Annotated in this window: 20 protein-coding genes; 13 read left to right on the plus strand and 7 right to left on the minus strand. The window is 64.1% G+C overall.

Annotation, left to right across the window (positions count from 1 at the left end; translation table 11 throughout):
* The first annotated feature begins 122 nt into the window (after positions 1-122).
* Both ISP15_RS03265 and ISP15_RS03270 read left to right on the plus strand, forming a co-directional pair.
* On the plus strand, positions 123-1,058 hold the full coding sequence (locus tag ISP15_RS03265) for a peptidylprolyl isomerase (RefSeq protein WP_404545031.1): 936 nt from the start codon (positions 123-125) through the stop codon (positions 1,056-1,058).
* Between the two features lie 151 nt (positions 1,059-1,209).
* Positions 1,210-3,342, plus strand: a complete 2,133-nt coding sequence (locus ISP15_RS03270; protein ID WP_404545035.1) for an AsmA family protein — start codon at positions 1,210-1,212, stop codon at positions 3,340-3,342.
* 36 nt (positions 3,343-3,378) lie between these two features.
* On the opposite strand, the gene ISP15_RS03275 is transcribed toward ISP15_RS03270, so the two are convergent.
* Positions 3,379-5,268 (minus strand): ABC transporter ATP-binding protein, encoded by a 1,890-nt coding sequence (locus ISP15_RS03275; protein ID WP_404545038.1) that lies wholly within the window; start codon positions 5,266-5,268, stop codon positions 3,379-3,381.
* A 213-nt stretch (positions 5,269-5,481) separates the two neighbouring features.
* Here ISP15_RS03275 and ISP15_RS03280 point away from each other — a divergent pair, with 213 nt between their 5' ends.
* The 6 genes from ISP15_RS03280 (at position 5,482) to mfd (ending at position 13,594) form a co-directional block, all read left to right on the plus strand.
* The gene (locus tag ISP15_RS03280) at positions 5,482-6,408 is read left to right on the plus strand and encodes a DMT family transporter (RefSeq protein WP_404545041.1); all 927 of its coding nucleotides are present in this window, start codon (positions 5,482-5,484) and stop codon (positions 6,406-6,408) included.
* Between the two features lie 134 nt (positions 6,409-6,542).
* The gene (locus ISP15_RS03285; RefSeq protein ID WP_404545043.1) at positions 6,543-7,481 is read left to right on the plus strand and encodes a 23S rRNA (adenine(2030)-N(6))-methyltransferase RlmJ; all 939 of its coding nucleotides are present in this window, start codon (positions 6,543-6,545) and stop codon (positions 7,479-7,481) included.
* Positions 7,482-7,534: 53 nt separating this feature from the next.
* Entirely contained in the window at positions 7,535-8,041 is a 507-nt protein-coding gene (locus tag ISP15_RS03290) for a Slp family lipoprotein (protein ID WP_404545045.1), read from the plus strand.
* 59 nt (positions 8,042-8,100) lie between these two features.
* Positions 8,101-9,009: a cation diffusion facilitator family transporter gene (locus ISP15_RS03295; RefSeq protein ID WP_404545047.1), complete on the plus strand. Its 909-nt coding sequence runs from the start codon at positions 8,101-8,103 to the stop codon at positions 9,007-9,009.
* A 139-nt stretch (positions 9,010-9,148) separates the two neighbouring features.
* Complete coding sequence (locus ISP15_RS03300) at positions 9,149-9,760, plus strand: GNAT family N-acetyltransferase (protein WP_404545048.1); 612 nt, start codon at positions 9,149-9,151, stop codon at positions 9,758-9,760.
* A 384-nt stretch (positions 9,761-10,144) separates the two neighbouring features.
* Positions 10,145-13,594, plus strand: a complete 3,450-nt coding sequence (mfd, locus tag ISP15_RS03305; protein ID WP_404545051.1) for a transcription-repair coupling factor — start codon at positions 10,145-10,147, stop codon at positions 13,592-13,594.
* A gap of 113 nt (positions 13,595-13,707) precedes the next feature.
* On the opposite strand, the gene egtD is transcribed toward mfd, so the two are convergent.
* On the minus strand, positions 13,708-14,685 hold the full coding sequence (egtD, locus tag ISP15_RS03310) for an L-histidine N(alpha)-methyltransferase (RefSeq protein ID WP_404545053.1): 978 nt from the start codon (positions 14,683-14,685) through the stop codon (positions 13,708-13,710).
* Entirely contained in the window at positions 14,682-15,929 is a 1,248-nt protein-coding gene (gene egtB / locus ISP15_RS03315; RefSeq protein WP_404545054.1) for an ergothioneine biosynthesis protein EgtB, read from the minus strand. The genes egtD and egtB overlap by 4 nt, the downstream gene beginning before the upstream one ends.
* A gap of 185 nt (positions 15,930-16,114) precedes the next feature.
* On the opposite strand from egtB, the gene ISP15_RS03320 reads away from it, so the two are divergent.
* The gene (locus tag ISP15_RS03320; protein WP_404545057.1) at positions 16,115-16,537 is read left to right on the plus strand and encodes a DUF6491 family protein; all 423 of its coding nucleotides are present in this window, start codon (positions 16,115-16,117) and stop codon (positions 16,535-16,537) included.
* Between the two features lie 79 nt (positions 16,538-16,616).
* Here ISP15_RS03320 and ISP15_RS03325 read toward each other — a convergent pair whose 3' ends face one another.
* The 3 genes from ISP15_RS03325 to ISP15_RS03335 form a co-directional block, all read right to left on the minus strand.
* Positions 16,617-16,988: a hypothetical protein gene (locus tag ISP15_RS03325; RefSeq protein WP_404545059.1), complete on the minus strand. Its 372-nt coding sequence runs from the start codon at positions 16,986-16,988 to the stop codon at positions 16,617-16,619.
* A gap of 64 nt (positions 16,989-17,052) precedes the next feature.
* Complete coding sequence (gene rlmKL, locus ISP15_RS03330; RefSeq protein WP_404545061.1) at positions 17,053-19,236, minus strand: bifunctional 23S rRNA (guanine(2069)-N(7))-methyltransferase RlmK/23S rRNA (guanine(2445)-N(2))-methyltransferase RlmL; 2,184 nt, start codon at positions 19,234-19,236, stop codon at positions 17,053-17,055.
* On the minus strand, positions 19,233-19,760 hold the full coding sequence (locus ISP15_RS03335) for an alpha/beta hydrolase (RefSeq protein ID WP_404545063.1): 528 nt from the start codon (positions 19,758-19,760) through the stop codon (positions 19,233-19,235). The genes rlmKL and ISP15_RS03335 overlap by 4 nt, the downstream gene beginning before the upstream one ends.
* A gap of 87 nt (positions 19,761-19,847) precedes the next feature.
* Here ISP15_RS03335 and ISP15_RS03340 point away from each other — a divergent pair, with 87 nt between their 5' ends.
* From ISP15_RS03340 to ISP15_RS03355, 4 genes are read left to right on the plus strand one after another with little or no spacing between them, the layout of a single operon-like run.
* Positions 19,848-20,429, plus strand: a complete 582-nt coding sequence (locus ISP15_RS03340) for an N-acetylmuramoyl-L-alanine amidase (RefSeq protein WP_404545345.1) — start codon at positions 19,848-19,850, stop codon at positions 20,427-20,429.
* A gap of 30 nt (positions 20,430-20,459) precedes the next feature.
* Positions 20,460-21,326, plus strand: coding sequence for an acyl-CoA thioesterase (locus ISP15_RS03345; protein WP_404545065.1), 867 nt, complete (start codon positions 20,460-20,462; stop codon positions 21,324-21,326).
* A gap of 9 nt (positions 21,327-21,335) precedes the next feature.
* A complete protein-coding gene (locus tag ISP15_RS03350; protein ID WP_404545067.1) occupies positions 21,336-21,734 on the plus strand; it encodes a hypothetical protein in 399 nt (132 codons plus the stop codon).
* Positions 21,735-21,777: 43 nt separating this feature from the next.
* Positions 21,778-22,488: an arginyltransferase gene (locus tag ISP15_RS03355; RefSeq protein ID WP_404545069.1), complete on the plus strand. Its 711-nt coding sequence runs from the start codon at positions 21,778-21,780 to the stop codon at positions 22,486-22,488.
* Between the two features lie 42 nt (positions 22,489-22,530).
* Here ISP15_RS03355 and ISP15_RS03360 read toward each other — a convergent pair whose 3' ends face one another.
* Complete coding sequence (locus ISP15_RS03360) at positions 22,531-23,967, minus strand: c-type cytochrome (RefSeq protein WP_404545071.1); 1,437 nt, start codon at positions 23,965-23,967, stop codon at positions 22,531-22,533.
* Position 23,968 lies beyond the last annotated feature (1 nt).

Genomic DNA, 23,968 nt, shown 5'->3' on the forward strand with positions numbered 1-23,968 from the left:
ATCCATCACGCTGCCGGGTGATTGACGGCCCAGCGCAGCTTCTAAAGCCCAGGCGGACGCACTGCCATGTGCAGTTGGGCTCTGCTAACGTTGATGACGATTTTGTCGATAAGGGGACTTCCATGCACCTGCCTCATCTGCCGGCAGCGCTGGCCGTTGCGCTCGGCCTGCTCGCCTTGCCCGCCTTGGCCGATACGCCAAAGCCGACACCAACCGCCAAGGAACTGCTCGCCGCCTCGAAGCCGGAAGAGTGGCGTACCCCCGATCCGTCCAACCTGCTCTACATGCAACTGCCGCAGGGGCGCGTGGTGATCGAACTGGCGCCGGATTTCACGCCGCTGCATGCGGCCAATATCCGCACGCTGGCGCGCGAGCATTATTTCGACGGGTTGGCGATCATTCGCGTGCAGGATAATTTCGTAACGCAGTGGGGCGATCCCAACGACGATGACAGCGGCGACACGAGCAAGCTCAAGCCGCTAGGCAGCGCGAAAGCCACGCTGCCTCCGGAATACACGCGCACGATCGATCCGCGCCTGCCGTGGACGCCACTGCCCGACGGCGACGTCTACGCGCCGAAGGTGGGTTTCAGCGAAGGTTTTCCAGCCGCACGCGATCCATCCAGCGGCCGCGAATGGCTGACGCATTGCTACGGCATGGTCGGCGTGGCGCGCAACGTGCCGCCCGATAGCGGCAACGGCAGCTCCCTGTATGTCGTCATCGGCCAGGCGCCACGCGGGCTGGATCGCAATCTGGCGATTGCCGGCCGCGTTATCGAAGGCATGCCTTACCTATCCGGACTGCCGCGCGGTACCGGCGCGCTCGGGTTCTATGACAAGGCAGAACAGCGCGTTCCAATCCTTTCGGTAAAGCTGGCCGCGGACCTGCCGCCGGCGCAACGCGAGCCGTTGCAAGTGCTGCGGACTGACAGCGCCACCTTCGCGGCCATTGTCGAGGCCAAGCGCAATCGCCGCGACACGTTCTATACCGTACCGGCCGGAAAAATCGACCTGTGCAGTATCGATATACCGACACGCACGCTGGCGGCCAAGCCTTGAGCAGGCCATGGGCAAACGCCGCCACAGGCTTGATCGCATGAATCCGCCCTGAGCGGTGCGGCAGGTATATACATCCTCTTCGCCTGCAACATAGTTTCTTTGGACGCGATGCCGGTCGCATGCGGCCGGCGCGCAGCGAAGGCTAAGGATGATGAAGCGCAGCCACAAGATACTGGCTTGGATCGCAGGCGTGCTGCTGGTACTGGTCATCGCGGTGATACTGTTCATCGTGTTGTTCGACTGGAATCGGCTCAAGCCCTATATCGACGATAAGGTCAGCGCGGAAATCGGCCGGCCGTTCGTGATCCAGGGCAACCTTTCGGCGGCATGGCGGCGCGAGCCGGCCGAACACGGCTGGCGCGGCTTGCTGCCCTGGCCCACCTTCACCGCGCGCGATATCCGCATTGGCAATCCGTCGTGGACTCACCAGCCGCAATTTGCCCAGCTCGACGCGCTGCAACTGCGGCTGGCCCCGCTTCCGCTGCTGATCCACCACGTCGACGTGCCCAGGGTGCAGCTGACTGGCGCCCGGATCGATCTGGAACGCACCGCCAGCGGCCAGGCCAACTGGTTGTTCAACCTGCCGCAGAGCGCCACGCCGTCGAGCTGGAAGCTCAACCTTGGCGCCATCGGTTTCGACCGGGGCCAGATTGCGCTGGACGACGCCAAGAGCAACTTGCAGTTGCACGTGACCGTCACTCCGCTGCGGCGGGCAATTCCCTATGATCAGATCGTGGCGCAGGCCACCACGAATGCGCGCAACGACGTAGGCCATGACGTCGGCAAGGTGGCTGACTCCGACAAGACCAAGCCCGACGACTCGGCCAACGCCAGGCACAGTAGCTATCAATTCGCCTGGGCCGCCCACGGCAGTTATCAGGGAGCGCCGGTGACCGGCCAGGGAAACATCGGCGGCGTGCTGGCCCTGCAGCAGGCCGACCAGCCTTTCCCGGTGCAGGCGCGCATGCATATCGGCGACAGCAAGATCGCGTTGGTCGGCACGCTGACCGATCCGATGCATCTGGGTGCGCTGGACCTGCGTGTGTGGTTTGCCGGCAGCAGCATGGCGAAGCTGTATCCGATCCTCGGCATCACCTTGCCCGACACGCCGCCCTACGCAACCGAAGGCCATCTATCGGCGGAATTGCATGCGCAAGGCAGCCGCTTCAGTTATCGCAATTTCAAAGGACGGGTGGGCGAAAGCGACCTGGGCGGCAACCTGCTGGTGCTGACTGGCGGCGCGCGTCCGAAACTGAGCGGCGATCTGCATTCGCAGCTATTGCGCTTCGTTGACCTCGCTCCGCTGATCGGCGCGGACAGCCAGGCACAGAAACAACAGCGCGGCGACACCACGCCGCAGCCGTCAAACAAGGCGTTGCCGGTGGAGCAGTTCCATACCGATCGCATGCGCGCCATGGATGCCGATGTAACCTTCGACGCGGCACGCATCGAACATCCCGCCTCGATGCCCATCGATACATTGAGCACGCACATTTATCTGGACAACGGCGTGTTGCGGCTTGACCCGCTGACGACGAGCGTGGCCGGCGGCACGATCGCTGGCCGCCTGAGCATCGATGGCAGCAAGCAGCCGATGCATACCGCGATGGACCTGCGCGCCCGCCATCTGCAACTCAAAAAGTTGTTCCCGACCGTAAAATCCATGCAAACCAGCTTCGGCGAAATCAACGGCGACGCGGGATTGAGCGCCAACGGCAACTCCGTAGCCGCCTTGCTGGGCGATGCCAACGGCGAATTGAAGCTGCTGATGAACGATGGCGTGATCAGCAAGACGCTGCTCGAAACCGCCGGCCTGAATGTCGCCAACGTGGTGCTCGGCAAACTGTTCGGCGACAAGACCGTGCAGATCAATTGCGCCGCGACCGATCTGGTCGGCACCGACGGCCTGTTCACCAGCAGGCTGTTCGTGCTGGATACCGCTGACGCTACCATCAACGTCACCGGCACGATCAATTTTTCCGATGAGCACCTGGACCTGGACGTGGTGCCGCACACCAAGGGCCTGCGCATCTTTTCGCTGCGCTCGCCGCTTTATGTCAAAGGCACCATGAAGAATCCGGACGTGGGCGTACAACCGGGCCCGTTGCTGCTGCGCGGCGGCGGCGCGGTGGCGCTGGGCGTGGTGGCCGCGCCACTGGCCGCGTTGCTGGCGGTGATCGTGCCCAGCCATGACCAGCACGCCACCAATACCTGCCAGCAGGTGCTGACGGACATGCGCAATGCGCCGCCACCGCCAGGGGTGAAGAAGAAAGTCGTGGAGTGATGTCGCGTTACGCCGCTTCCCGGCGCATCCGGAGCATTACCGATATCCCGCGGCCTGCAGCTCGAACAGCTCCGCATAATGCCCATCCGCGGCGAGCAATTGTTCGTGGCTGCCGATCTCGCTGATCTGCCCATGCCGCATCACGATGATGCGGTCGGCCATGCGCACGGTGGAAAAGCGGTGCGAGATGATGACCGCGCTGCGCCCGGAGGAAAGCTCCTTGAAGCGCTGGAACACCTCGAATTCCGATCGCGCATCGAGCGCCGACGTGGGTTCGTCCAGCACCAGCAATTGCGCATCGCGCATATAGGCGCGGGCGATGGCGATCTTCTGCCACTCACCGCCGGACAAATCGATGCCCTCCTTGAAGAACTTGCCGAGCATCTGCGCGTAACCTTTGGGCAGGCGCGCGATCACCGCATCGGCAATGCTCCGGCGGGCGGCGTCGGCGATGCGGGCATCGTCGTCGCGCGCTTCGATACGGCCGACGGCAATGTTGTCCGATGCCGTGAAGTAGTAGCGCACGTAATCCTGGAAGATCACCCCGATATGCGCGCGCAATTGGGCCAGGTCGTATTCGGCCAGCGGATGGCCGTCGAGCAGGATGCGGCCTTCGTCCGGGTCGTAGAGGCGCGAGAGCAATTTCACCAGCGTGGTCTTGCCGGCGCCGTTCTCGCCGACCAACGCCAGCACTTCGCCCGCGCGCAAGGTGAACGTGAGATGGCGCACGGCCCAGCGTTCGGCGCCCGGGTAGCGAAAGCCGACATCCTCGAAAGCGATGCCTTCGCGCAGCGACGCCGGAAAGGGACGCGGGTTCGCCGGCGACAAAATTTCCGGCTGGATGCGGAAGAACGAAAACAGGTCATCCAGGTACATGGCTTGCCCCGCCACCTGCGAAAAACCGGTCAGCAGGCTTTCGAGCAAGTTGCGCAAACGCCGGAAGGAAGCGGCCAGGAAGGTCAGGTCGCCAATGCTGAAATCGCCCCGCACCGTGCGGAACGCGACCATTGCGTAAGCGGCGTAGTAGCCGATCGTGCCGATGGTGGTGAACACGCCGCCCCAGCCGGCGCGCCGGAACGCCACGCGCCGGTTGGCGCGATAGATCGACTGCGAAAGTTCGGCGTAACGGTCGATCAGGAATCGGTTAAGCCCGAAGCTTTTCACTTCCTTGGCGGTCTGCGCGCTGGCGCCGACCATGCGCAGGTAATCCAGCTCGCGGCGCTCCGGTGTCCATTGGAAATTCACGGCGTAGCTTTGCGCGTTGAAATGCATTTCGCCGGCAAACGATGGCACCAGCGCTACCAGCAGCAGCACGATCAACCATGGCGCATACACCAGCAGGCCGACGGCGAAGCTGACGATGGTGATGCTGTCCTGCATCTGGCCCAGCAGTTGCGAGAGCAGCATGCTGCGGCCGGCCACCTGGCGGCGGGCGCGATCCAGGCGGTCCTGCAGGTCGGCGTCTTCGAAATCCTCCAGGTCCAGCGAAGCGGCGTGTTCCATCAAGCGCACGCTGGTGCTGTTGGAATAGAGCTCGGTGAGCAATGCATCGCACATGGCGGCGACGCGCCCGAGCAGGTCCGCACTCACTGCCAGCGTGAATTCCAGCGCCAGCAGCATCCACAGATGATGCAGCATGCCGTTGCCGAACCATGCCGCCACGCCTTCATGGACGCCCCCGGCGCGCAGCAAGTGCGTAACTTCGTCGATGATCAGCTTGCCGACGTACAAGGTCGCCACCGGCAACACCGCGCGCAACAGGCGCAATACCACGCTGGCTATCGCCAGCCAGCGGCTGGTCCGCCAGATGCTGAGCAGGAATGGCGGCACATTGCGCAAAGCCGTCAGGCGCTCGCGCAGAGTCGATGGCTCGGGTAGCGGCTCGTTCCGGCCTGACCGCACCCTGCCGGCGTAATGACGCGACATGACCGCTCCTTGGGACATTGCCTGGGTAGCATGCCATGGACGCCCCATCAAGGTCGCCAGTCCCGGCCGGGAATCCATCGGCTTGCTTTCCGGCAGGCACATAGCGATGGCCTTTACCGCCATCGCGGCGCGCGGGCACGCTCATTTCGCTACCAGCGCAAGCGGCGCGCACGAAACGGCTAGAATGCGTGTTCCTCATCCATGCGTCCTGCCATGCAGCCCGTCACCAAGGCCCGTCTGCAAATCCATTTTTGCGTGCTGCTTTGGGGCTTCACCGCCATCCTGGGCAAGCTGATCACGTTGCCGGCGATGGCGCTGGTGTGGTGGCGCATGGTGCTGGTGGCCGGCGCACTGCTGTTGATGCCGCCGGTATGGCGCGGCCTGCGCGCCATGCCGATGAAACTGCGCCTGGCCTATGCAGGCATCGGCGTGCTGGTCGCGCTGCATTGGCTGTCGTTCTACGCAGCCATCAAACTCGCCAACGCATCGGTCGGCGCAACCTGCATTGCACTGGGGCCTGCGTTTCTGGCCTTGATCGAACCGTGGCTGGCAGGTCGGCGCTTCGACCCGCGCGAGCTGCTGGTCGCCATGGCGGTCGTGCCAGGCGTGGCAATGGTAGCTGGCGGCGTGCCGGGACATATGCGTGCCGGCCTTGCGGTAGGCGTGCTGTCGGCGTTGTTCGTGGCGCTGTTCGGCTCGCTCAACAAGCGCCTGGCCGGCAATGGCGATCCGCTCACGGTGACCTGCATCGAGCTGGGCACCGGCGCGCTGTTCCTCAGCCTGCTGGCGCCGCTGCTGCCGCACACCGGGCCGGCGTTTCCATGGCCGGACGCGCACGATGCATGGCTGCTGCTGGCGTTGTCGTTCGGCTGCACCCTGCTGCCGTTTACGCTGGTGCTGGTGGCGCTGCGCCATGTCACCGCCTTCGCGATGCAGATGATCACCAACCTGGAACCGGTCTATGCCATCGTGCTGGCGATGCTGCTGCTGGGCGAGCAGCGGCAGCTGGATGGCTGGTTCTACGCGGGCGTGCTGGTGATCCTGGCCGCGGTGTTCGCGCATCCATTCCTGCACCGGAAGGAATTGGCTCCGGCGGCCGCCGAACTACTGGGCACGTCCGAAGGGCACCAGCTCGACTGAGCTGCCGGCGATTCCTGCTGTCCCGCGCGGCGTGGCGGGCCTTTCCGTGCATCGGCGGCACGTGAACAGCCATGGGAAGTGAGAGAATGCCTTGCAGCAACTCCACTCTCCGTCCCACTTCCGGCCGCTCATCCATGAATTATCGCCACGCCTATCACGCCGGCAATTTCGCCGACGTACTCAAGCACAGCGTGCTGTTCGCGCTGATCCAGGCGTTGCAGGCGAAAGGCACACCCTTCGCGCTGATTGATACCCATGCCGGCAGCGGCTGCTACGCGCTGGACGGCGAGGAGGCAGGCAAGACCGGCGAGTATCGCGACGGTATCGAACGCTTGCTGTTTCCGGATCTGCGCCGCAATGGCGAAGCTGTCCAGCACGCGCTGCCGCCGCTATTGCGCCATTGGCTCGACGCCATCCTGGCGCTGCCGGGCAACGAGCATGGCTTGAAACTCTATCCCGGCTCGCCGTTGCAGGCCGCGCGCGCGATGCGTGCTACCGACAGTGCGCAGCTTTGCGAATTGCATCCGGATGAGGCCGCGCTATTGCGCGAACTGTTCCGCCAGGACCCTCGGGTGCATGTGCACCAGCGCAACGGTTACGAGGCGCTGAAGGCGCTGCTGCCACCGAAGGAAAAGCGCGGGCTGGTGCTGATCGACCCGCCCTACGAAGCACAGGATGCAGAGTACCGCCTGATCGAGTCGGCCTTGAAGGCGGCGCTGCAGCGCTGGCCTACCGGCATCTATGCGGTCTGGTACCCGATCAAGCAGCGTAGCCAGGTGCAACCCTTCCTGCGCTGGCTGCAGCATTGCGGTGCCCGGCGCGTGCTGCGCGCGGAACTGTTGGTGCGTCCGGACGATTCGCCGCTGCGCTTGAATGGTTCGGGCATGGCCATCCTCAACGCGCCGTGGCAGTTCGACCAGGTTTTACGCGAACCCTTGCAGGCGATGGCGCGGCTGCTTTCGCACGAGCGCGCCGCCGAATGGCGGCTGGACTGGCTGGCGCAGGATGAGGATACCTCCGCGTCACGGCCGCCTCACACCAAGCGGCTACCGCCCTCCGGCCGGCCCCGCTAAGCTCGAATCAACGGCGATCGCGTGTCGCCAAGTTCGACGCAAGGACCATCATCATGCACATCCGCACTTCGTTCCGTTGCATCGTGGCGTTCGGCGCACTGCTATTGGTTGCATGTGCGCCGGCACCCATCTACAAAACCGCGCCAGGTACGCTGGCCGTGCTGCCGGCCCAGGTGGCGCAGGCGCCGGAGCACTATGGCAAGGCGGCGGTGATCTGGGGCGGCAGTGTGGTTGGCGTGCGCAATTTCCAGGATCACAGCGAAATAGAAATCCTGGCCTATCCGCTGGACGGCTCGCAGCGTCCGCAACCCAATACGCACGGTGCCGGGCGTTTCATCGCGATCGTCCCGGGCTATCTCGAACCGCTCAGTTATCCCAATGGCGCGTTGATCACGGTAAGCGGACAACTCGACGGCAGCCGCGCCAGCGCGGTGGATCAGGCCGCTTATGTGTATCCGCTGGTCAGCGTGGCGCAGTCGCACGTGTGGACGCCGGCGGAAATGCGCCAGGGCCATCCGGACATCCATTTCGGCGTTGGCGTGGGCGTCGGCATCCGCTGACACATTTCCCGCTGACGCAGCCTGATAGGATCGAGCGCTTCCACCACAGGAAGTGATGCATGTCCGGCCATGCCAATTCGCTCAAGGCGATCCTGCTGGCGCTTGGCGCCAACTTCGCCATTTTCGCGGCCAAACTGGTGGCCGCGATCATCACCGGCTCCGGCGCGATGATGGCGGAAGCGGTCCATTCGCTTGCCGACTGCGGCAACCAGGGCCTGCTGTTGCTGGGCATGCGGCAGGCCCGGCGGCCGCCTTCGGATGAGTACCCGCTGGGTTGGGGACGCGCGCTGTATTTCTGGTCGTTCGTGGTGGCCGTGCTGCTGTTCGCGGTCGGCGGTTTGTTCTCGGTCTACGAAGGCGTGCACAAGCTTACGCAACCGGAACCATTGAAATGGCCGTGGCTGGCCCTGGGTGTGCTGCTGTTCGCCATCGTGATGGAAAGCATTTCCATGCACGGCTGCCTGCACGAGGTGAATCGGGCGCGCGGAGAGCAAAGCCTGTGGCGCTGGTTCCGCGAAACGCGCTCCAGCGAGCTGTTGGTGATCTTCGGCGAAGACCTTGCCGCCCTGTTCGGCCTGGGTCTGGCGACGCTGGCGGTCGGCGCCACCATGCTTACCGGCAACCTGCTGTTCGATGCGCTCGGCACGATCGCCATCGGCGTACTGTTGGTGGTGGTGGCGACCGCGCTGGCGATCGAGGTGAAGGCCTTGCTGATCGGCCAAGGCGTGGAGCCACGCCGGCGCGCGGCACTGCTGGCCTTCCTCAACAACCGTGCGGAAGTGGAAGAGGTGCTTAACCTGATCACCTTGCAGATGGGCCCAGACGTGATGGTGGCGGTCAAGGCGCGCATGGCGCCGACGTCCGATAGCCTTAGCCTGATCGAGGCCATCAATGTCGTGGAGCGGGACATGAAGGCGGAGTTCGGCGACGTGCGCTGGAGCTTCTTTGAGCCGGACGTCACGGATTAGCAGCCAGCCGCCGCCGTGTCGCAGCGCGTCATTTTTGCCGCAAAAAGTCTTCGCGCATCCGGCATTACTACCTCCAGCCTGGCCAATAGCGGCTCCAGCCGTTAATGCTGCATTGCAAACAATACGCTAAAGTATGGCGATGTTGACGCCTCCTGCCTGCGACGCCGGCTCCCTTTCCCGGCATGCCCAGCCGCCTCCGCCCAGCCGCGAGCGCTATCCCCGTTCGCGCATCGTCGTGTCGCCCGGGGGCGAAACGGTGCAGACGGCCGATGGACGCGAGTTGGTGTTGCGCGACATCGGGCCCGACGACGTCACTGCCGTGCAGCGCTGCTTTGGACGCCTGTCGCCGCAAGATGTGCGGCGTCGCTTCATGCATGCGATGTCCGAACTCCCTATGCCGATGGCGCAGCGCCTGTGTCGCATCGATCCGGCCGTGGAAGCCGCCTATGTATTGATGGACCAGACGGTGAAGCCCGCCGAACTGCGTGGCGTCGGCCGCATCTTTGTCGATGAGGCGAGCAATAGCGCCGAGTTCTCGGTATTGGTGGAGCGGGAATGGACCCGCATCGGCCTGGGCGCGCTGCTGATGCAACGGCTGGTTGACGAATGCCGCCGTCGCGGCCTGGGCGAGTTGTGGGGCTACGTGTTGATGGAAAATCGTCCCATGTTGCAGTTGTGCAAGGAACTAGGCTTCGTCGCCACGATGCTGCCGGGCGAAGGCGGCACGGCCCAGATCCGCCTCACGCTCTAGCGCTGTTTTTTTGACGGTCTTCCGGCCTTACTGACCCACCATCGAATCCGGGACCACAGGCCTGCTCGCCCTATTCGCGTAGCCCGCATTAGCGTCGCGTGGCTGTCAGCCGTTGTCCGCGGCGCAGGCTTGGCTGGCTGCCAAGGCAAGCCGCGCTAGCGCATGCCAACCATGCAACGCCGGCCCGAAGGGCCGGGTCTGTTTGCCCGCCAGACGGCGTTATTACCTGGTCTGGCGAGCCAACAGCTCTCGACGCGGGCCACGCCAATAGTGTGGAAAAGTTCTAAGCACACGCATCGGCAACAAGCACACGCAAGCGGCGCGCTACACTTGCGCGCTCGATCGGCGCGGCAGCAGGGCTGCGCCCCTCCACGCAGTGATCCCATGCCGAATCCGATCAGTCACCCCCCTCTTCCCACCACACCCAAGCAACGCCGCTTCTGGACCCCGCCGCACGGTTCGGCACGGGCCCTGCTGGTGGCGGAGGCCGCCAGGTCGCACAGCGGCCTGCTGGTGGCGGTGACGCGCGATACCCAGCGCGCCCATGCGCTGGAAGATGAACTGCGCATCTTCGCCGGCTCGTTGCCGGTGCTGCATTTCCCGGACTGGGAGACCCTGCCCTACGATGTCTTCAGTCCGCATCCGGATATCGTTTCCCAACGCATTGCCACCCTTTACCAGCTACCCGGCGTGAAGCGTGGCGTGCTGGTGGTCTCGGCCGCCACGCTGATGCAACGCATCGCGCCGCGTTCGCATATCACCGGTGCGGGACTGATGCTGCGCAAGGGCCAGAAGCTCGACCTCGCCGCCGAGCAACGCCGCCTCGAAGCCTGCGGCTATCGGCACGTGCCGCAAGTGGCCGAACCCGGCGATTTCGCGGTGCGCGGCGCCCTGATCGATATCTTTCCGATGGGCGCCGCCGAGCCCTATCGCATCGAGCTGTTCGATGACGACGTGGATTCGATCCGCAGCTTCGACCCGGACACGCAACGCTCGCAGCAGCAGGTCGACAAGGTGGAACTGCTGCCCGCACGCGAATTTCCGGTTACCGATGAGGCTGCCAAGGGTTTCCGCAGCCGCCTGCGCGAACGGTTCCCCATCGACGTGCGCCGCTGTCCGCTGTATCAGGACATGAAAGAAGGCGTAACGCCCGGCGGCGTCGAATACTACTTGCCGCTGTTCTTCGACGGCACCGCCACCTTGTTCGATTATCTCGCCGAGGATGCGCTGTTCGTGCTCGGCGAAGGCACCGGCGAGGCCGCGGAACAGTTCTGGCTGCAAACAGCCGGGCGCTACGATCAGCGCGCGCACGATATCGAACGCCCGGTACTGCCGCCAGCGGAGCTTTATCTGCCGCCGGAAGCATTGCGCGAACGACTCAACAAACGCTTGCGCGTGGAAGTCGTGGACAGCGGCCATGAGCACGCCGTGGCAGCCGGCACGCAACCGGCGCCGGAGGTACCGCTCAATCGCAAGGGCGAGGAGCCCGGCACGTCTTTGCGGCATTTTGTCGAGAACTATCCAGGCCGCATTTTGATCGCCGCCGATTCGGCCGGTCGCCGCGAAGCGCTGCTCGAGCAGGTTGCCACCGCCGGCTTGCGGCCGCACAACGTGGAGAGCTGGCAGGCGTTTCTCGACGACGGCAATCGTCTCGCCATCGCCATCGCGCCGCTGGAGCAAGGCTTCGCGCTCAGCAAGCCCATGCTCACCGTATTTACCGAGCGCGAGCTGTTCGGCGAGCGCGTGCGCACGGAGCGGCGACGCCGGCGCGGTGCCGCGCGCGATCCGGAAGCGATCATCCGTGACCTGACCGAGCTGTCCATCGGCTCGCCGATCGTGCATGTCGATCATGGCGTGGGCCGTTACCAAGGCCTGGTCTCGATGGAACTGGGCGGCATGGCGGGCGAATTCCTCACCATCGAATACGCCAAGGGCGACAAGCTCTACGTGCCAGTGGCACAGCTGGGCCTGGTCAGCCGTTATTCCGGCACGGCGCCGGAGCTTGCCCCGCTGCATTCGCTCGGCGGCGACGCCTGGGAACGGGCGCGCAAGAAAGCGGCCGAGAAAGTGCGCGATGTGGCGGCCGAACTGCTGGCGATCTATGCGCAACGCGAAGCGCGCGGCGGCGAATCGCTGCCGATCGATCGACAGCTGGTCGAGGAATTCGGCAGCAGCTTTCCGTTCGAAGAAACGCCGGACCAGTCGCAGGCCATCGATGCGGTCCTGGCTGATCTGGCCGCGCCACGCGCGATGGACCGGGTGATCTGCGGCGATGTGGGCTTCGGCAAGACCGAAGTGGCATTGCGGGCCGCCTTCGCCGCCGCGACCGCCGGCAGGCAGGTGGCCGTGCTGGTGCCGACCACTCTGCTCGCGCAGCAGCACTACCGCAACTTCGCCGATCGCTTCGCCGATTGGCCGGTGCGCGTGGACGTGCTCTCCCGCTTCCGTTCCAGCAAGGAAGTGAACGAGGCGCTCAAGCGCCTTGCCGACGGCCAGATCGACGTGATCGTGGGCACGCACAAGCTGCTGCAGCCGGACATCAAGTTCAAGCAGCTGGGCTTGGTGATCGTCGACGAGGAACAGCGGTTCGGCGTGCGCCAGAAAGAACAACTGAAAAAATTGCGCGCGGAAGTGGATCTGCTGACCATGACTGCGACACCCATCCCGCGCACGCTGAACATGGCGATGAGCGGCCTGCGCGACCTGTCGCTGATCGCCACTCCGCCGGCGCATCGCCTGGCCGTGCGCACGTTCATTTCCGCCTGGGAGCCGGCGCTGATCCGTGAAGCGTTCCAACGCGAATTGCAGCGCGGCGGCCAGGTGTATTTCCTGCATAACGAGGTGGACAGCATCGAGCGCACCGCGCGCGAAGTGCAGGAATTGATCCCTGACGCGCGCATCAGCGTCGCCCATGGCCAGATGCCTGAGCGCGAGCTGGAACAGGTGATGGCGGATTTCCACCGGCAGCGTTTCAACGTGCTGGTCTGCACTACCATCATCGAGACCGGCATCGACGTTCCTACCGCCAATACGATCATCATCAATCGCGCGGATCGTTTCGGACTGGCGCAGTTGCATCAGCTGCGCGGGCGCGTTGGGCGCTCGCATCATCGCGCTTATGCGTACTTGATCGTGCCCGATCGCAAGGCGATCACCGCCGATGCGGAGAAGCGGCTGGAGGCGCTGGCATCGCTGGAGGAACTGGGTGCGGGTTTCACGCTGGCCACGCATGACCTGGAGATCCGCGGCGCGGGCGAACTGCTGGGCGACGAGCAATCGGGCCAGATCCAGGAGGTCGGCTTTGGCCTGTATACCGAGCTGCTGGAGCGCGCGGTGCGCGCGCTGAAGTCCGGCAAGGTGCCTGATTTCGACCTGAGCAGCGAACACGAAACCGAGGTGGAACTGCACCTGCCCGCCCTGATCCCCGACGATTACCTGCCCGATGTACACGCGCGCCTGACGCTCTACAAACGCATCGCCAGCGCGCGCGACGAAGATGCCCTGCGCGAATTGCAAGTGGAAATGATTGACCGTTTCGGGCTGTTGCCTGATGCGGTAAAAAACCTGTTCGCTATCGCCAGCCTGAAACGGATGGCCACGCCATTGGGCATCCGCAAACTCGATTTCGGCGCGAACGGTGGGCGCGTGACATTCCGCGACAAGCCGGAGATCGATCCGATGGCAATCATCCGCCTGATCCAGAGCCTGCCCCGTGTGTACAAGCTGGATGGTCAGGACAAGCTCAAGGTCACCCTGGAACTGCCGGGCGCCAGCGAGCGCATACGCGCAGTCGAGGACATCCTGGGACGGCTGGGGGCACGTAAAGCGGCATGATGCCCTTTCCTCCGCAGCGCGGAGGAAAGGACAGGCACGATTTCCCATGGGCGACGAAAAAGCCGTCTGCACTTGGCGACGCGCACCATGTGGCGTGCGTTTGGGCGCCCGCGTCAGGCGCCGTTTGCGCGCGTCAGGTATTGCAGGCTGAACAGGCCTTCCGGATCGAGCCAGATCTGTTGCACGGCAAGGCCGGCAAGCGTGGCGAGCGCGGCAAATTCTTCCAGGGAATATTTACAGCTGTATTCCACCAGCATCGCTTCATCCTCGCGGAACAAGGTCTGCAAGCGCCCTACCCGTATGCGCTGTTCCTTGTTGCTGACGATGTGCGTTTCGATGCGCCCGGCCATCGCGTTGTAGCGCGCGCGATGGCGGAACGCGCCCAGCTCGAAATTGCAACCCAGTTCGCGGTTCAGCCGCGTCAGCATATTGAGGGTGAACGCGGCCGTGATGCCGGCGCGATCGTTATAGGCGGCCTCGATCGTGGCGCGGTCCTTTTTCAGGTCTACGCCCACCAGGATGCCGCCGTTGTCGCCCATCTCGCCGCGCATCTTGCGCAGCAGCTGCGCTGCTTCGCGCTCTTCGAAGTTGCCAATGGTCGAGCCGGGGAAATAAAGCACGGTGTGCCGCGGCGCACGCGGCGGCACTGGCAGGCGCAGCGGCCGGGTGAAATCCGCGGCCAGCGGCTGGATGGGCAATAGCGGAAAATGCGCCTGCATCTGCTGCATGCTTAGCCGCAGCGGTTCGCTGGACAGTTCCACCGGCACCCACGCCACCGGCGCGGCCAGTTGCTGCAGCAGCAGGCGAGTCTTGATTGCATGGCCGCTGCCGTATTCGACCAGCCGCACATCCGGGCCGAGCATTTCGGCGATATCGCCCGCGTGCGCGGTCAGCAGCGCGATCTCGGCGCGGGTAAGGTAGTACTCCGGCTGTTCGCAAATCTGCTCGAACAACGCCGAACCATGGTCGTCGTAGAACAGCCACGACGGCAGTCGCTTGGGCCGCGCGCCCAAGCCGCGCTGGACGATCTGCAATAGTGCGTTGTCGGGTGGGCGCTGTTCGTCACGCACTGCGTAAGCTTGCACGCTCATCGGTCCTGTCCCAGTCGGATGCCCGTGAACTGCCAGCGGGCATGGGGCGGAAAAAAGTTGCGGTAGCTGGCCCGGATGTGATCGCGTGGCGTCACGCATGAGCCGCCGCGCAAGACCCATTGGCCATTCATGAACTTGCCGTTGTATTCGCCCAGCGCGCCGGGCAGCGGTTTGAAACCGGGATAGCTGACGTAAGGCGACGCAGTCCACTCCCACACATCGCCATACATCTGCAACAGGCCATCGCCATGCGGCGCCCCCGCCGGATGAAATCGGCGGCTTTCCTGAAAATTACCGGTAACCGGCCGTGACGAAGCGAAATCTTCCCATTCCGCCTCGGTCGGCAGGCGTGCGCCGGCCCAGCGCGCGAACGCATCTGCCTCGAAGTAGCTGAGATGGCAGACCGGCGCCTGTGGATCCAGCGGACGGATGCCGGCAAGCGTGAACTCGCTCGACAGATCTTCCTGCCAGTACAAAGGTCGCTGCCAACCTTTGCGCTGCACGGTAGCCCAACCATCGGCGAGCCAGAGGCCGGCTTCTTCATAGCCACCATCGCGCACGAAAGCGAGGTATTCGCTGTTGGTGACCAGCCGGTTGGCCAGGGCGTGCGCAGGCAGCCACGTGGTGTGGCGCGGCGTTTCGTTGTCGTAGGTAAAGCCGCGCCCCTCGTGGCCAACCTCGACCGGTCCTTCCCGTCCAGGCAGGAAACGCATCGGCAACGACCGGCTCTCGCTGGCCGATGCATGGCCAAAAGCCGGCCGCAACGGATTGCACCAGAACGCATGCTTGATATCGGTAAGCAGCAATTCCTGGTGCTGTTGTTCGTGTTGCAGGCCGAGTTCGATGCTTGCCGCCAGCGTGGCATCCACGCCGCGCGCGATACGCTCGCCCATTGCCTCGTCAATCCGGGCGCGGTAATCGCGGATTTCCTCCAGCGAGGGCCGCGACAGCACACCTCGCCGGGGACGGGCATGCATGGGGCCTACCGACTCGTAGTAGGAGTTGAACAGGTAGTGCCACTCGGGATGGCGCGGCCGGTAGGCAGGATCGTGGCCCAACACGAATTGTTCGAAAAACCAGGTGGTATGCGCCAGGTGCCATTTGCCGGGGCTGGCATCGGGCATCGACTGCACCTGGAGGTCCTCGCCGCTCAGTCCGGCGCAAAGCCCCAGCGTCTGCCGCCGGATACGCATGAAACGCGCAAGGCCATCCTCGGTGTGTACTTCGAATGCTGGAACATTCATGACGCAGGCACGATAAGGGCGGGCTTGCTGCAATACACCTTGTGGAGCGCAAAACAGCGAACGATCATAGTCCAACCATGCCGTAACTATCGTTCATATTATGTGATGCGGGCATGGCAGGAGTATGGCCGCCGCGGCCGCCCATCGCTATCGCGGCGCATCAATACAGTCATGAGGTGACTTCCATGAAATCCGTCATTTCTGCAATGCTGGCGATAACCCTGGCCATGAGCGCACAAGCCGCGCTGACCCAGTCGACTCCTGCGCGCAAACCGTTACCCGATAGCGACTGTCTTCGTATCAGCCAGATCAACGAATGGCATGTAGTGAATCCACGAACCGTCATCGCCCGGACCGGGCCCTACAAACGATATCTGGTGACCCTGCAGGCCGACTGCCAGAAGCTGGGCATAGGCAATCCCGGCCTGATGTTCATCGGCAGTTTGTCTGACAAAGCTACGCAGCCCGATCGTATCTGCGGGACCGTCGGCGAGAAGGTGCGCTCGCGCTATCAACCGGGCTGCGCCATCCAATCGCTTAGCCTGATCGACGAGGCCACTTTCGCCAGCTATCGCGCCAAGGCCATCAAGTCCAGCGTACGCCACTGAACAGATCGATCCAACGTGATGCAACAAAAAGAGCCCGGACAAGCCGGGCTCCCTTTTCTTCTTCAACGTGTTCGATCGCTCAGTACGCCGGACCGACGTACCGCGTCTGGTATGGATCGGAGGTGACCACCGTGGTGGTCACTACCGGCGGCGGCGCGGTCTGATACACCACCGTGCCCGGTGCGTACACCACCGCCGGCGGCGGCGCGTAATACACCGGCGGACCGGCGACTGCACCGGCGACCAGGCCGGCCACCGCACCGCCTACGATAGCGCCGGCAATCCAGCGGCCGCCGCTCCAGTAGCCACCGCGGTAACCACCATGGTAATAACCACCACCGTGATAATAGCCACCGCCCCATGGGCGGGCCGATGCACCAACCGGCAAAGCTGCCGCTGTGGCAAGGGCCAGGCCGATCGCAACGAACTTGCCAACACTACGCTTGGACATGACACACCTCCGTCAAGATGGAATGAATGGTGGTCCTGCCGCACTTAATCTGTACTGAAGGGTTTCATTTTTTGGGACGGGCATCCGCCCACGGATTAAGCTGGCCCTCAGCCGCGCGCAACCGCAGCAGCCAGCAATCGTGAATATTTGCGCGGCGCGAGAAATCGAAGGGAATGCTTGCAGCGCCCCAGTTCTCGATGATCAGGCGTTCTTCCAGCGCAACGCGGTCGAGCGTGAAGCGACGGAAGTTATTTGAAAATACGATCAGGCCGTCAGCAGTCAGGCGATCGGCGCAGGCCAGCAACAACTTGACGTGATCGCGCTGCACATCGAAATCATCCGCGCGCTTGGAGTTGGAAAAGGTCGGCGGATCGACATAGATCAGGCCGTAGTGCTCGCGCGCGTGTTGCAGGAAATGAGCGGCATCCGCTTGTACCAGGCGATGCTTGGCGCCGGCAAATCCGTTCAGGGCAAGATTTCGCGAAGCCCATTCCAGATAGGTACCCGACAGATCCACGCTGGTGGTATCACGCGCGCCGCCGGCAGCCGCATACACACTTGCCGTAGCGGTATAGGCGAACAGATTGAGGAATCGCCGGCCGCGGGCCAGCTCGCGCAGCCTGGCGCGAACCAGCCGATGGTCGAGGAACAGGCCGGTGTCCAAGTAATCGTGAAGATTGACCAGGAACGTCAGCCCGCCCTCCTCCACTTCGATATGTTCGCCACGCTGATCGAACTGCCCGTACTTGGAGCCGCCCTTGCCACGCTCGCGCGTCTTCAAGGCGATGCGCGTGCGCGGTGTTTCGAACACTTCGCCGGCCGCGCGCGCGATCTCGCGCAAGCGTGTTTGCGCCACCTCCGCCGGCACGTCCGCGGGCGCCCGATACTCCTGGATATGCAGGTGCGTGGCACCGGCGGTATCGGTGTACACATCGATGGCGGCGGCGTACTCCGGCAGGTCTTGATCATAGGCGCGCCACGCATGGATGCCTTCGCGTTCCAGCCGCTTGCGCAGATGCCTGACGTTCTTCTCCAGCCGGTTCTTCAGCATCTGCGCGCCGGCCGACAGCGGTGGCCGTTCGCGAGGCGCGTCCTCGCGCGGATGCAATTGGAAAATCAGCAGCACGGTTTCCAGTGCGCCGTTGTAAAGCGTGTATTTCTTTTCTGCGCGCAGTGTCGTTGCGCGGCCGAGTTCCGCGTCGCCTGCCAATATCGCCGCGCGCCAGCCGGTAAAGCGCTGGCGCAGGGCTTCGCCCAGCATGCGGTAAAGCCTTGGCATGCTTTCGCGATCGCCCAGTCGTTCGCCGTAGGGCGGATTGGTGATGACCAATCCGTATGTTTCCGGCGGCGGCGCGACATGCTGCGCATCGTGCCGATCCAGCGTGAAGAAGCCGGCCACGCCCGCCTCCTGCGCGTTACGCTTGGCGGTCTGCACCATGCGCGGGTCGGCGTCGGAACCGAAGAAGCAGCTGCGTAGCGCCGACAGCCCCGTGCTGGCGCGCTGGCGCGCTTCTTCAAGCAGCGCACGCCACAAGGCGATGTCATGCTGCTGCCAGCCCAGGAACCCGAAATAGGAACGGCGTAGACCGGGTGCGGCATCGGCCACCATCAGCGCGCCTTCGATCAGCAAGGTACCCGAACCGCACATCGGATCGAGCAACGCACCGCCTTGCGCATACATTGCCGGCCATCCTGCGCGCAGCAGCATCGCCGCGGCCAGGTTTTCCTTCAACGGCGCCTCGCCCTGCTGCTCGCGCCAGCCACGCCGATGCAGGGGCGCGCCGGCAAGATCGATCGATACCGTCGCACGATCGCGCCGCAGCCGCAGGTTGATGCGCACATCGGGTTCTTCCGTATCCACGCCTGGGCGATCCTGGCCGCGCTGCCGGAATTGATCGACCACGGCATCTTTCACCCGCTGGGCCAGGAACTGGCTGTGCGCAAGCTTGCTTTGCGCGGTATTGGCATCCACCGCCAGCGTGCCGTGCGAGGCCAGGTGTTGCGACCAATCGATGGCTTGCACGCCGGCGTACAGAGCATCGTCGGATTCGGCCTCGAACTCGGCAACCGGCAGCAGAATGCGGCTGGCCAGGCGCGACCACAGGCAGGCGCGGTAGGCGGTTTCCAGGTTGCCGGAAAAGCGCACCCCGGCGAGCGCTTCATGCACATCGGCAGCGCCCAGCGCGATCAACTCGTCGCGGAGGAGGTATTCCAGGCCCTTGGGGCAACTTGCGAAGTAATGGCTCAAGCGTGCGGCGCCAGCTGTTGCAGGAATAGGGTGAACTGCCGGCGGATGGCGTCGATGTGCGCGCCGAGCCGATGGTCGTCGTCGACCACCAGCAAGGGCAGCTGGCGACGGCCGGCGAATTCGTAGAGGTCATCCAGCGGACAGACGTCGTCCTGCCAGCCATGTACCAACAAGGTGGGCATATCCAATCGCACGTCGAAGGCCCGTTCGCTGCCGGGGATCATGGCCGGCGTGGCGAGCAGGAACAGGCCCGCGACCGGCAGTTCCAGCGACGCCAGGCCGGAAACGAAGGCGCCCATGCTCGAACCCACCAAGACCGGCGGCACCTCGCTCGCGGCGATGCGCCGATGCAACTTGGCGATGCGCGGCGCTATGCAGCCGGCATGGCCCAGCGCATCGTCTTCGCGGTAATCCGGCCGCTCAGTGCTCCACCCCAACGCTTCGGCGGCCTTTGCCAGCACGCTGACCTTGGTCGCATCCGGCCCGGCATCCGAACCATGGGAAAGTATGACGTGTCCAGGCATGGAGCCTCCTTGAGAACGCAACAGGACGCGCATGATAGCCCCCTCGGCGTGGATGCTGCGCCGCTATGCGACACTGCCCGCATGCCGATGCTCGCCATTCACGACCAGCTCTTGCCCTATGTCGCCAAGCTGCCTGAGCGGCCGGCCAGCGCGGTCACCCTGGTGGTCATCCATTGCACCGAACTACCCGATCTGGCAATGGCCCGCGAATACGGCGAGAAAGTGCTGTACGAAAGCGGCACCGGCGCCAGCGGGCACTATTACATCGACCGCGACGGCGCGATCTATCGCTATGTGCCGGGCACTCGCGTGGCCAATCATGTGCGCGGCCACAATCCGCCGTCGATCGGGATCGAACTGGTCAACCAGGGGCGCTACCCTCACTGGTTCGATTCACGCCGGCAAAGCATGACCGAGCCTTACTCCGCCGCGCAGATCGCATCCCTGCTGGCGCTGCTGGCGCAACTGCGGAAGGAATATCCCAACCTGCGCAATATTGCGGGCCATGAGGACCTGGACACGGCACATGTGCCGGCCAGCGACGACCCTGGCCGCGAGGTGCCGCGCAAGCTCGATCCAGGCCCGCTGTTTCCCTGGAGCGAGGTACTTGCCGGCAGCGCGCTGACGCGGATCGGCACGGAGCGTGAGTCACGCGGCACGCCGGTATAATCCCCCGCTCTTCAATCCGGGGGTGGCCGCATGCGCGACGCACATGTCAAGGAACTGGTCGAACTGCTGCAACTGGAGCGGCTGGAGGACAACCTTTTCCGCGGCCAGAGCCGCGATATCGGCACACGTTTCGTCTTCGGCGGACAGGTGCTGGGACAGGCACTGTCCGCGGCGCAACAAACCGTCGACCCGAGCCGTGAAGCGCACTCGCTGCACGCCTATTTCCTGCGCGCCGGCGACATCGAGGCACCGATTGTCTACAGCGTCGAGCGCGCCCGCGACGGCGGCTCGTTTTCGTCGCGCCGCGTGGTGGCGATCCAGCACGGCCAACCCATCCTCAATGGGGCGATTTCATTCCAGCTTCCCGAAAAGGGCGTGGAACACCAGTCGACCATGCCCGAAGTACCCGCTCCGGAAGACCTGGAGCCGATGCATCGGGTGCCGCCGGATGAGCTCGCTCGCCTGCCGGTGAAGCTGCAACGCTGGCTGGGCAGCGACGGCCCGTTCGAATTCCGCCAGGTATGGCCGCGCGATGAGCTGCATCCCGCCAAGCGGCCGCCGATCCAGCACATCTGGTTCCGCATCACCGCACCGGTCAGCGATTCGGCCATTCTGCACCGCGCCCTGTTGGCCTATGCCTCGGATTTCCACCTGATCGGCACCGCCACCCTGCCGCACGGCATTTCCTACCTCACGCACAACATCCAGATGGCCAGTCTCGACCATGCCTTATGGTTCCATCGCACGTTCAGGGTCGACGAATGGCTGCTTTACTCCTTCGACAGTCCGACGGCACAGGGCTCGCGCGGGCTGGCCCGAGGCCAGATCTTCAGCCGCGACGGCCGCCTGGTAGCTTCGACCGCGCAGGAAGGGCTCATTCGCCTGCGGGACGATTAGACTATCCCCATGCGCCTGCTCTATACCTCTCCCCGCCAGGAAAACATCGACCGCGTCGTCGCGCTGATGGCCGAAAACGATGTCGAAACCACCATCACCAATCGTTCCAACTGGAATCGGCCCAGCTACCAGCGCTTCAGCTATTCCCAGCGCAACGAAAACCGGGACAGCTGGCCCCAGGTATGGATCAGCCGGGCGGACGACTACACCCGGGCGCGCGAATTGCTGCGCCAGCTGGGCATCGAGCCGGTCATCCGCCATGGCGAGGAGCTGCGGATCGCGCGCGACCCCGCCGCCTCGGTCTACGTCCGCCGCGAGCATACGGTGACGCGGGTCCGGCGCATTGCGTTGCTGGCGATCCTGGGGGTATTCGTGGTGCTGGGGCTGCATTACCTCCATTTCATCTGAAGACCATTGCCACGGTGCCCCATGGCGGTCATAGAATCGCCTCATGCGCTCCGACCATGTCCGACTGTTCCAGACGCTGCCGCACGCCTGCGGTTATTTCGCCGGGCGCACGGCGCAGAACCTGGTTATCGATCCGGCCGCCCCGCAGTTGGACCGCTTGTACGGCGCGGCGCTTGATCACGGTTTCCGCCGCGCGGGCGGACACCTCTATTTCCCGCATTGCCCGAGCTGCCATGCCTGCACGCCATGCCGCATCGACGTGGCGAACTTCACGCCCGACCGCTCGCAACGCCGCTGCCTGAAGCGCAACGCGGACCTGGTCGTCAGCGAGCGCATGGCCGGCTACAACAGCGAGCGCCATGCGCTGTATTCACGCTACCTGCGCACCCGCCACCCTGGCGGTGGCATGGACGAAGCCGAAGCCAGCGACTTCCGGCGCTTCCTTACCGCCCCGTGGAGTCCCACGGTATTCATCGAGCTGCACCTGGGCGAGCGCTTGCTCGCCGTGGCCGTGACGGATGTGTGCGCTACCGGCATTTCGGCCGTCTACACGTTCTACGATCCGGACGAACAGGAGCGCGGCCTGGGTACGTTCGCCATCCTGCAGCAGATCGAACTGGCCAGGCGCCGGGACATACCGTGGGTCTATCTCGGCTTCTGGATCGAAGGCCATCCCAAGATGGATTACAAGCGGCGCTTCCGGCCCTTGCAGGTGCGCACGGCGAAAGGCTGGACCGACCTGCGCCGCGACTGAGGCGAGGCGCCCGATGAGGGCCTCTGCCAAGCGTGGCAAGGCTCAATGCATGCGCTTGCGGCGAGCGACGAATCGCGCGAGCCAGGCCAGGACAAAAGCGAGCAGCACCGCCGCCGCGATCATGGCCGGCAGCAGTGCCGCTGCAGGATTGGGGCCACCGCGGCGTAGCATGGCGACATGATCGGCGGTGACCGCCGCATCCGGATTACCGTAGTGCTGCATCACGAAGTTCGCCAGCGTGGCCACCTGCTTGTCATCAAGCTCGTCAGCGAAACCAGGCATCAGTTGCTCGTTACCTTGCGTGTCGATGTGCGCACCGCCAAGGATGACCATGACCAGATTGTCCGCATTGCCGCGTCCTAGCACCGAGTTATGCGTCAGGCTGGGAAAAGCGGCATCGGGTGTGCCTTCGCCCCGGGTCTGGTGACAGCTTGCGCAATAGCCGCTGTAGAGCTGCGCCCCCGTGGTCAGCGCAAGGTAGCCAGGACCGGGCTGGTCCAGGCCGATACCCGGGTTATGGCCGCGCAAGCCAGCTTCGTAGCCTTCGCCATTGCCGGCGTACTGAAATGCCGGCCGGACGTCCTTCGGGTTACGTACCGGCGTTGAATCCTTCAGGTAAATGGCAATCGCCGAAAGATCGTCATCGCTGAGGTATTGCAGGCTCTTTTCGATGGCCTCGGCCATGCCGCCGGCAGCCTGTCCTTTACCGGCGACGGAGCCAGTACGCAGGTATTGCACAAGTTCTTGGTGCGACCAGGCACCGATACCGCTGATCGGATCGGATGTAATGTTCGGCGCCTGCCAGGGACCAATTTGGCCGCCGGACAGGCCAAGGCTGGTCTTCTCGCCCATGGCGGCATTGCGCGGCGTATGGCACGCATCGCAGTGCCCGAGGGTTTCTACCAGATAGCGCCCGCGGTTCCATGCCGCGTTCTTGCCGTTTATCGGTGCGCCGGGCTTGCCGCCGGCAAAGAGCAGATTCCAGCCGCCCATCAGCCAGCGCTGGTTGAACGGAAATGGCAATTGCGTGGCGGGCGGTGCTTTATCGACGGGCTCGATGCCCTGGGTGAAATACGCATACAGCGCTTTCATGTCATCGTCAGTGATGCCCGCGTAGGAGGGATAAGGCATCGCAGGATAAAGATGCGTGCCATCTGCGCGCACGCCTTCGCGCACGGCACGCGCAAACTGCGCCTGGCTGTAGTCGCCGATGCCATGGGTTCTGGATGGTGTGATATTGCTTGAGTAAATTTGCCCGAACGGCGAATCGATCGGCAGGCCGCCCGCCATCGCCTCGCCGCCGGGAGCGGTATGGCAAGCAGCGCAATCGCCGGCCTTAGCCAGGTATTCTCCCCTGGCCACCAAGTCATTCGAGCTTGAGTGCGCGGTTGTCTCCGCTGCGCGCGCAGTGGCTGCATGGATGCCGGCGATCCCCAGGGCAACGGCAAGCAGCGCGTTGAACGGCGATACGTTCCTCATG

It is taken from the genome of Dyella jejuensis, from assembly GCF_044904675.1.
Taxonomy (GTDB): Bacteria; Pseudomonadota; Gammaproteobacteria; order Xanthomonadales; family Rhodanobacteraceae; genus Dyella_B; species Dyella_B jejuensis.

Bases quoted from the DNA above. Each gene is read 5' to 3' on its own strand.
- ISP15_RS03265 (WP_404545031.1), top strand. From the start codon at position 123: ATGCACCTGCCTCATCTGCCGGCAGCGCTGGCCGTTGCGCTCGGCCTG.
- ISP15_RS03270 (WP_404545035.1), top strand. From the start codon at position 1,210: ATGAAGCGCAGCCACAAGATACTGGCTTGGATCGCAGGCGTGCTGCTG.
- ISP15_RS03275 (WP_404545038.1), bottom strand. From the start codon at position 5,268: ATGTCGCGTCATTACGCCGGCAGGGTGCGGTCAGGCCGGAACGAGCCG.
- ISP15_RS03280 (WP_404545041.1), top strand. From the start codon at position 5,482: ATGCAGCCCGTCACCAAGGCCCGTCTGCAAATCCATTTTTGCGTGCTG.
- ISP15_RS03285 (WP_404545043.1), top strand. From the start codon at position 6,543: ATGAATTATCGCCACGCCTATCACGCCGGCAATTTCGCCGACGTACTC.
- ISP15_RS03290 (WP_404545045.1), top strand. From the start codon at position 7,535: ATGCACATCCGCACTTCGTTCCGTTGCATCGTGGCGTTCGGCGCACTG.
- ISP15_RS03295 (WP_404545047.1), top strand. From the start codon at position 8,101: ATGTCCGGCCATGCCAATTCGCTCAAGGCGATCCTGCTGGCGCTTGGC.
- ISP15_RS03300 (WP_404545048.1), top strand. From the start codon at position 9,149: ATGTTGACGCCTCCTGCCTGCGACGCCGGCTCCCTTTCCCGGCATGCC.
- mfd (WP_404545051.1), top strand. From the start codon at position 10,145: ATGCCGAATCCGATCAGTCACCCCCCTCTTCCCACCACACCCAAGCAA.
- egtD (WP_404545053.1), bottom strand. From the start codon at position 14,685: ATGAGCGTGCAAGCTTACGCAGTGCGTGACGAACAGCGCCCACCCGAC.
- egtB (WP_404545054.1), bottom strand. From the start codon at position 15,929: ATGAATGTTCCAGCATTCGAAGTACACACCGAGGATGGCCTTGCGCGT.
- ISP15_RS03320 (WP_404545057.1), top strand. From the start codon at position 16,115: ATGAAATCCGTCATTTCTGCAATGCTGGCGATAACCCTGGCCATGAGC.
- ISP15_RS03325 (WP_404545059.1), bottom strand. From the start codon at position 16,988: ATGTCCAAGCGTAGTGTTGGCAAGTTCGTTGCGATCGGCCTGGCCCTT.
- ISP15_RS03335 (WP_404545063.1), bottom strand. From the start codon at position 19,760: ATGCCTGGACACGTCATACTTTCCCATGGTTCGGATGCCGGGCCGGAT.
- ISP15_RS03340 (WP_404545345.1), top strand. From the start codon at position 19,848: ATGCTCGCCATTCACGACCAGCTCTTGCCCTATGTCGCCAAGCTGCCT.
- ISP15_RS03345 (WP_404545065.1), top strand. From the start codon at position 20,460: ATGCGCGACGCACATGTCAAGGAACTGGTCGAACTGCTGCAACTGGAG.
- ISP15_RS03350 (WP_404545067.1), top strand. From the start codon at position 21,336: ATGCGCCTGCTCTATACCTCTCCCCGCCAGGAAAACATCGACCGCGTC.
- ISP15_RS03355 (WP_404545069.1), top strand. From the start codon at position 21,778: ATGCGCTCCGACCATGTCCGACTGTTCCAGACGCTGCCGCACGCCTGC.
- ISP15_RS03360 (WP_404545071.1), bottom strand. From the start codon at position 23,967: ATGAGGAACGTATCGCCGTTCAACGCGCTGCTTGCCGTTGCCCTGGGG.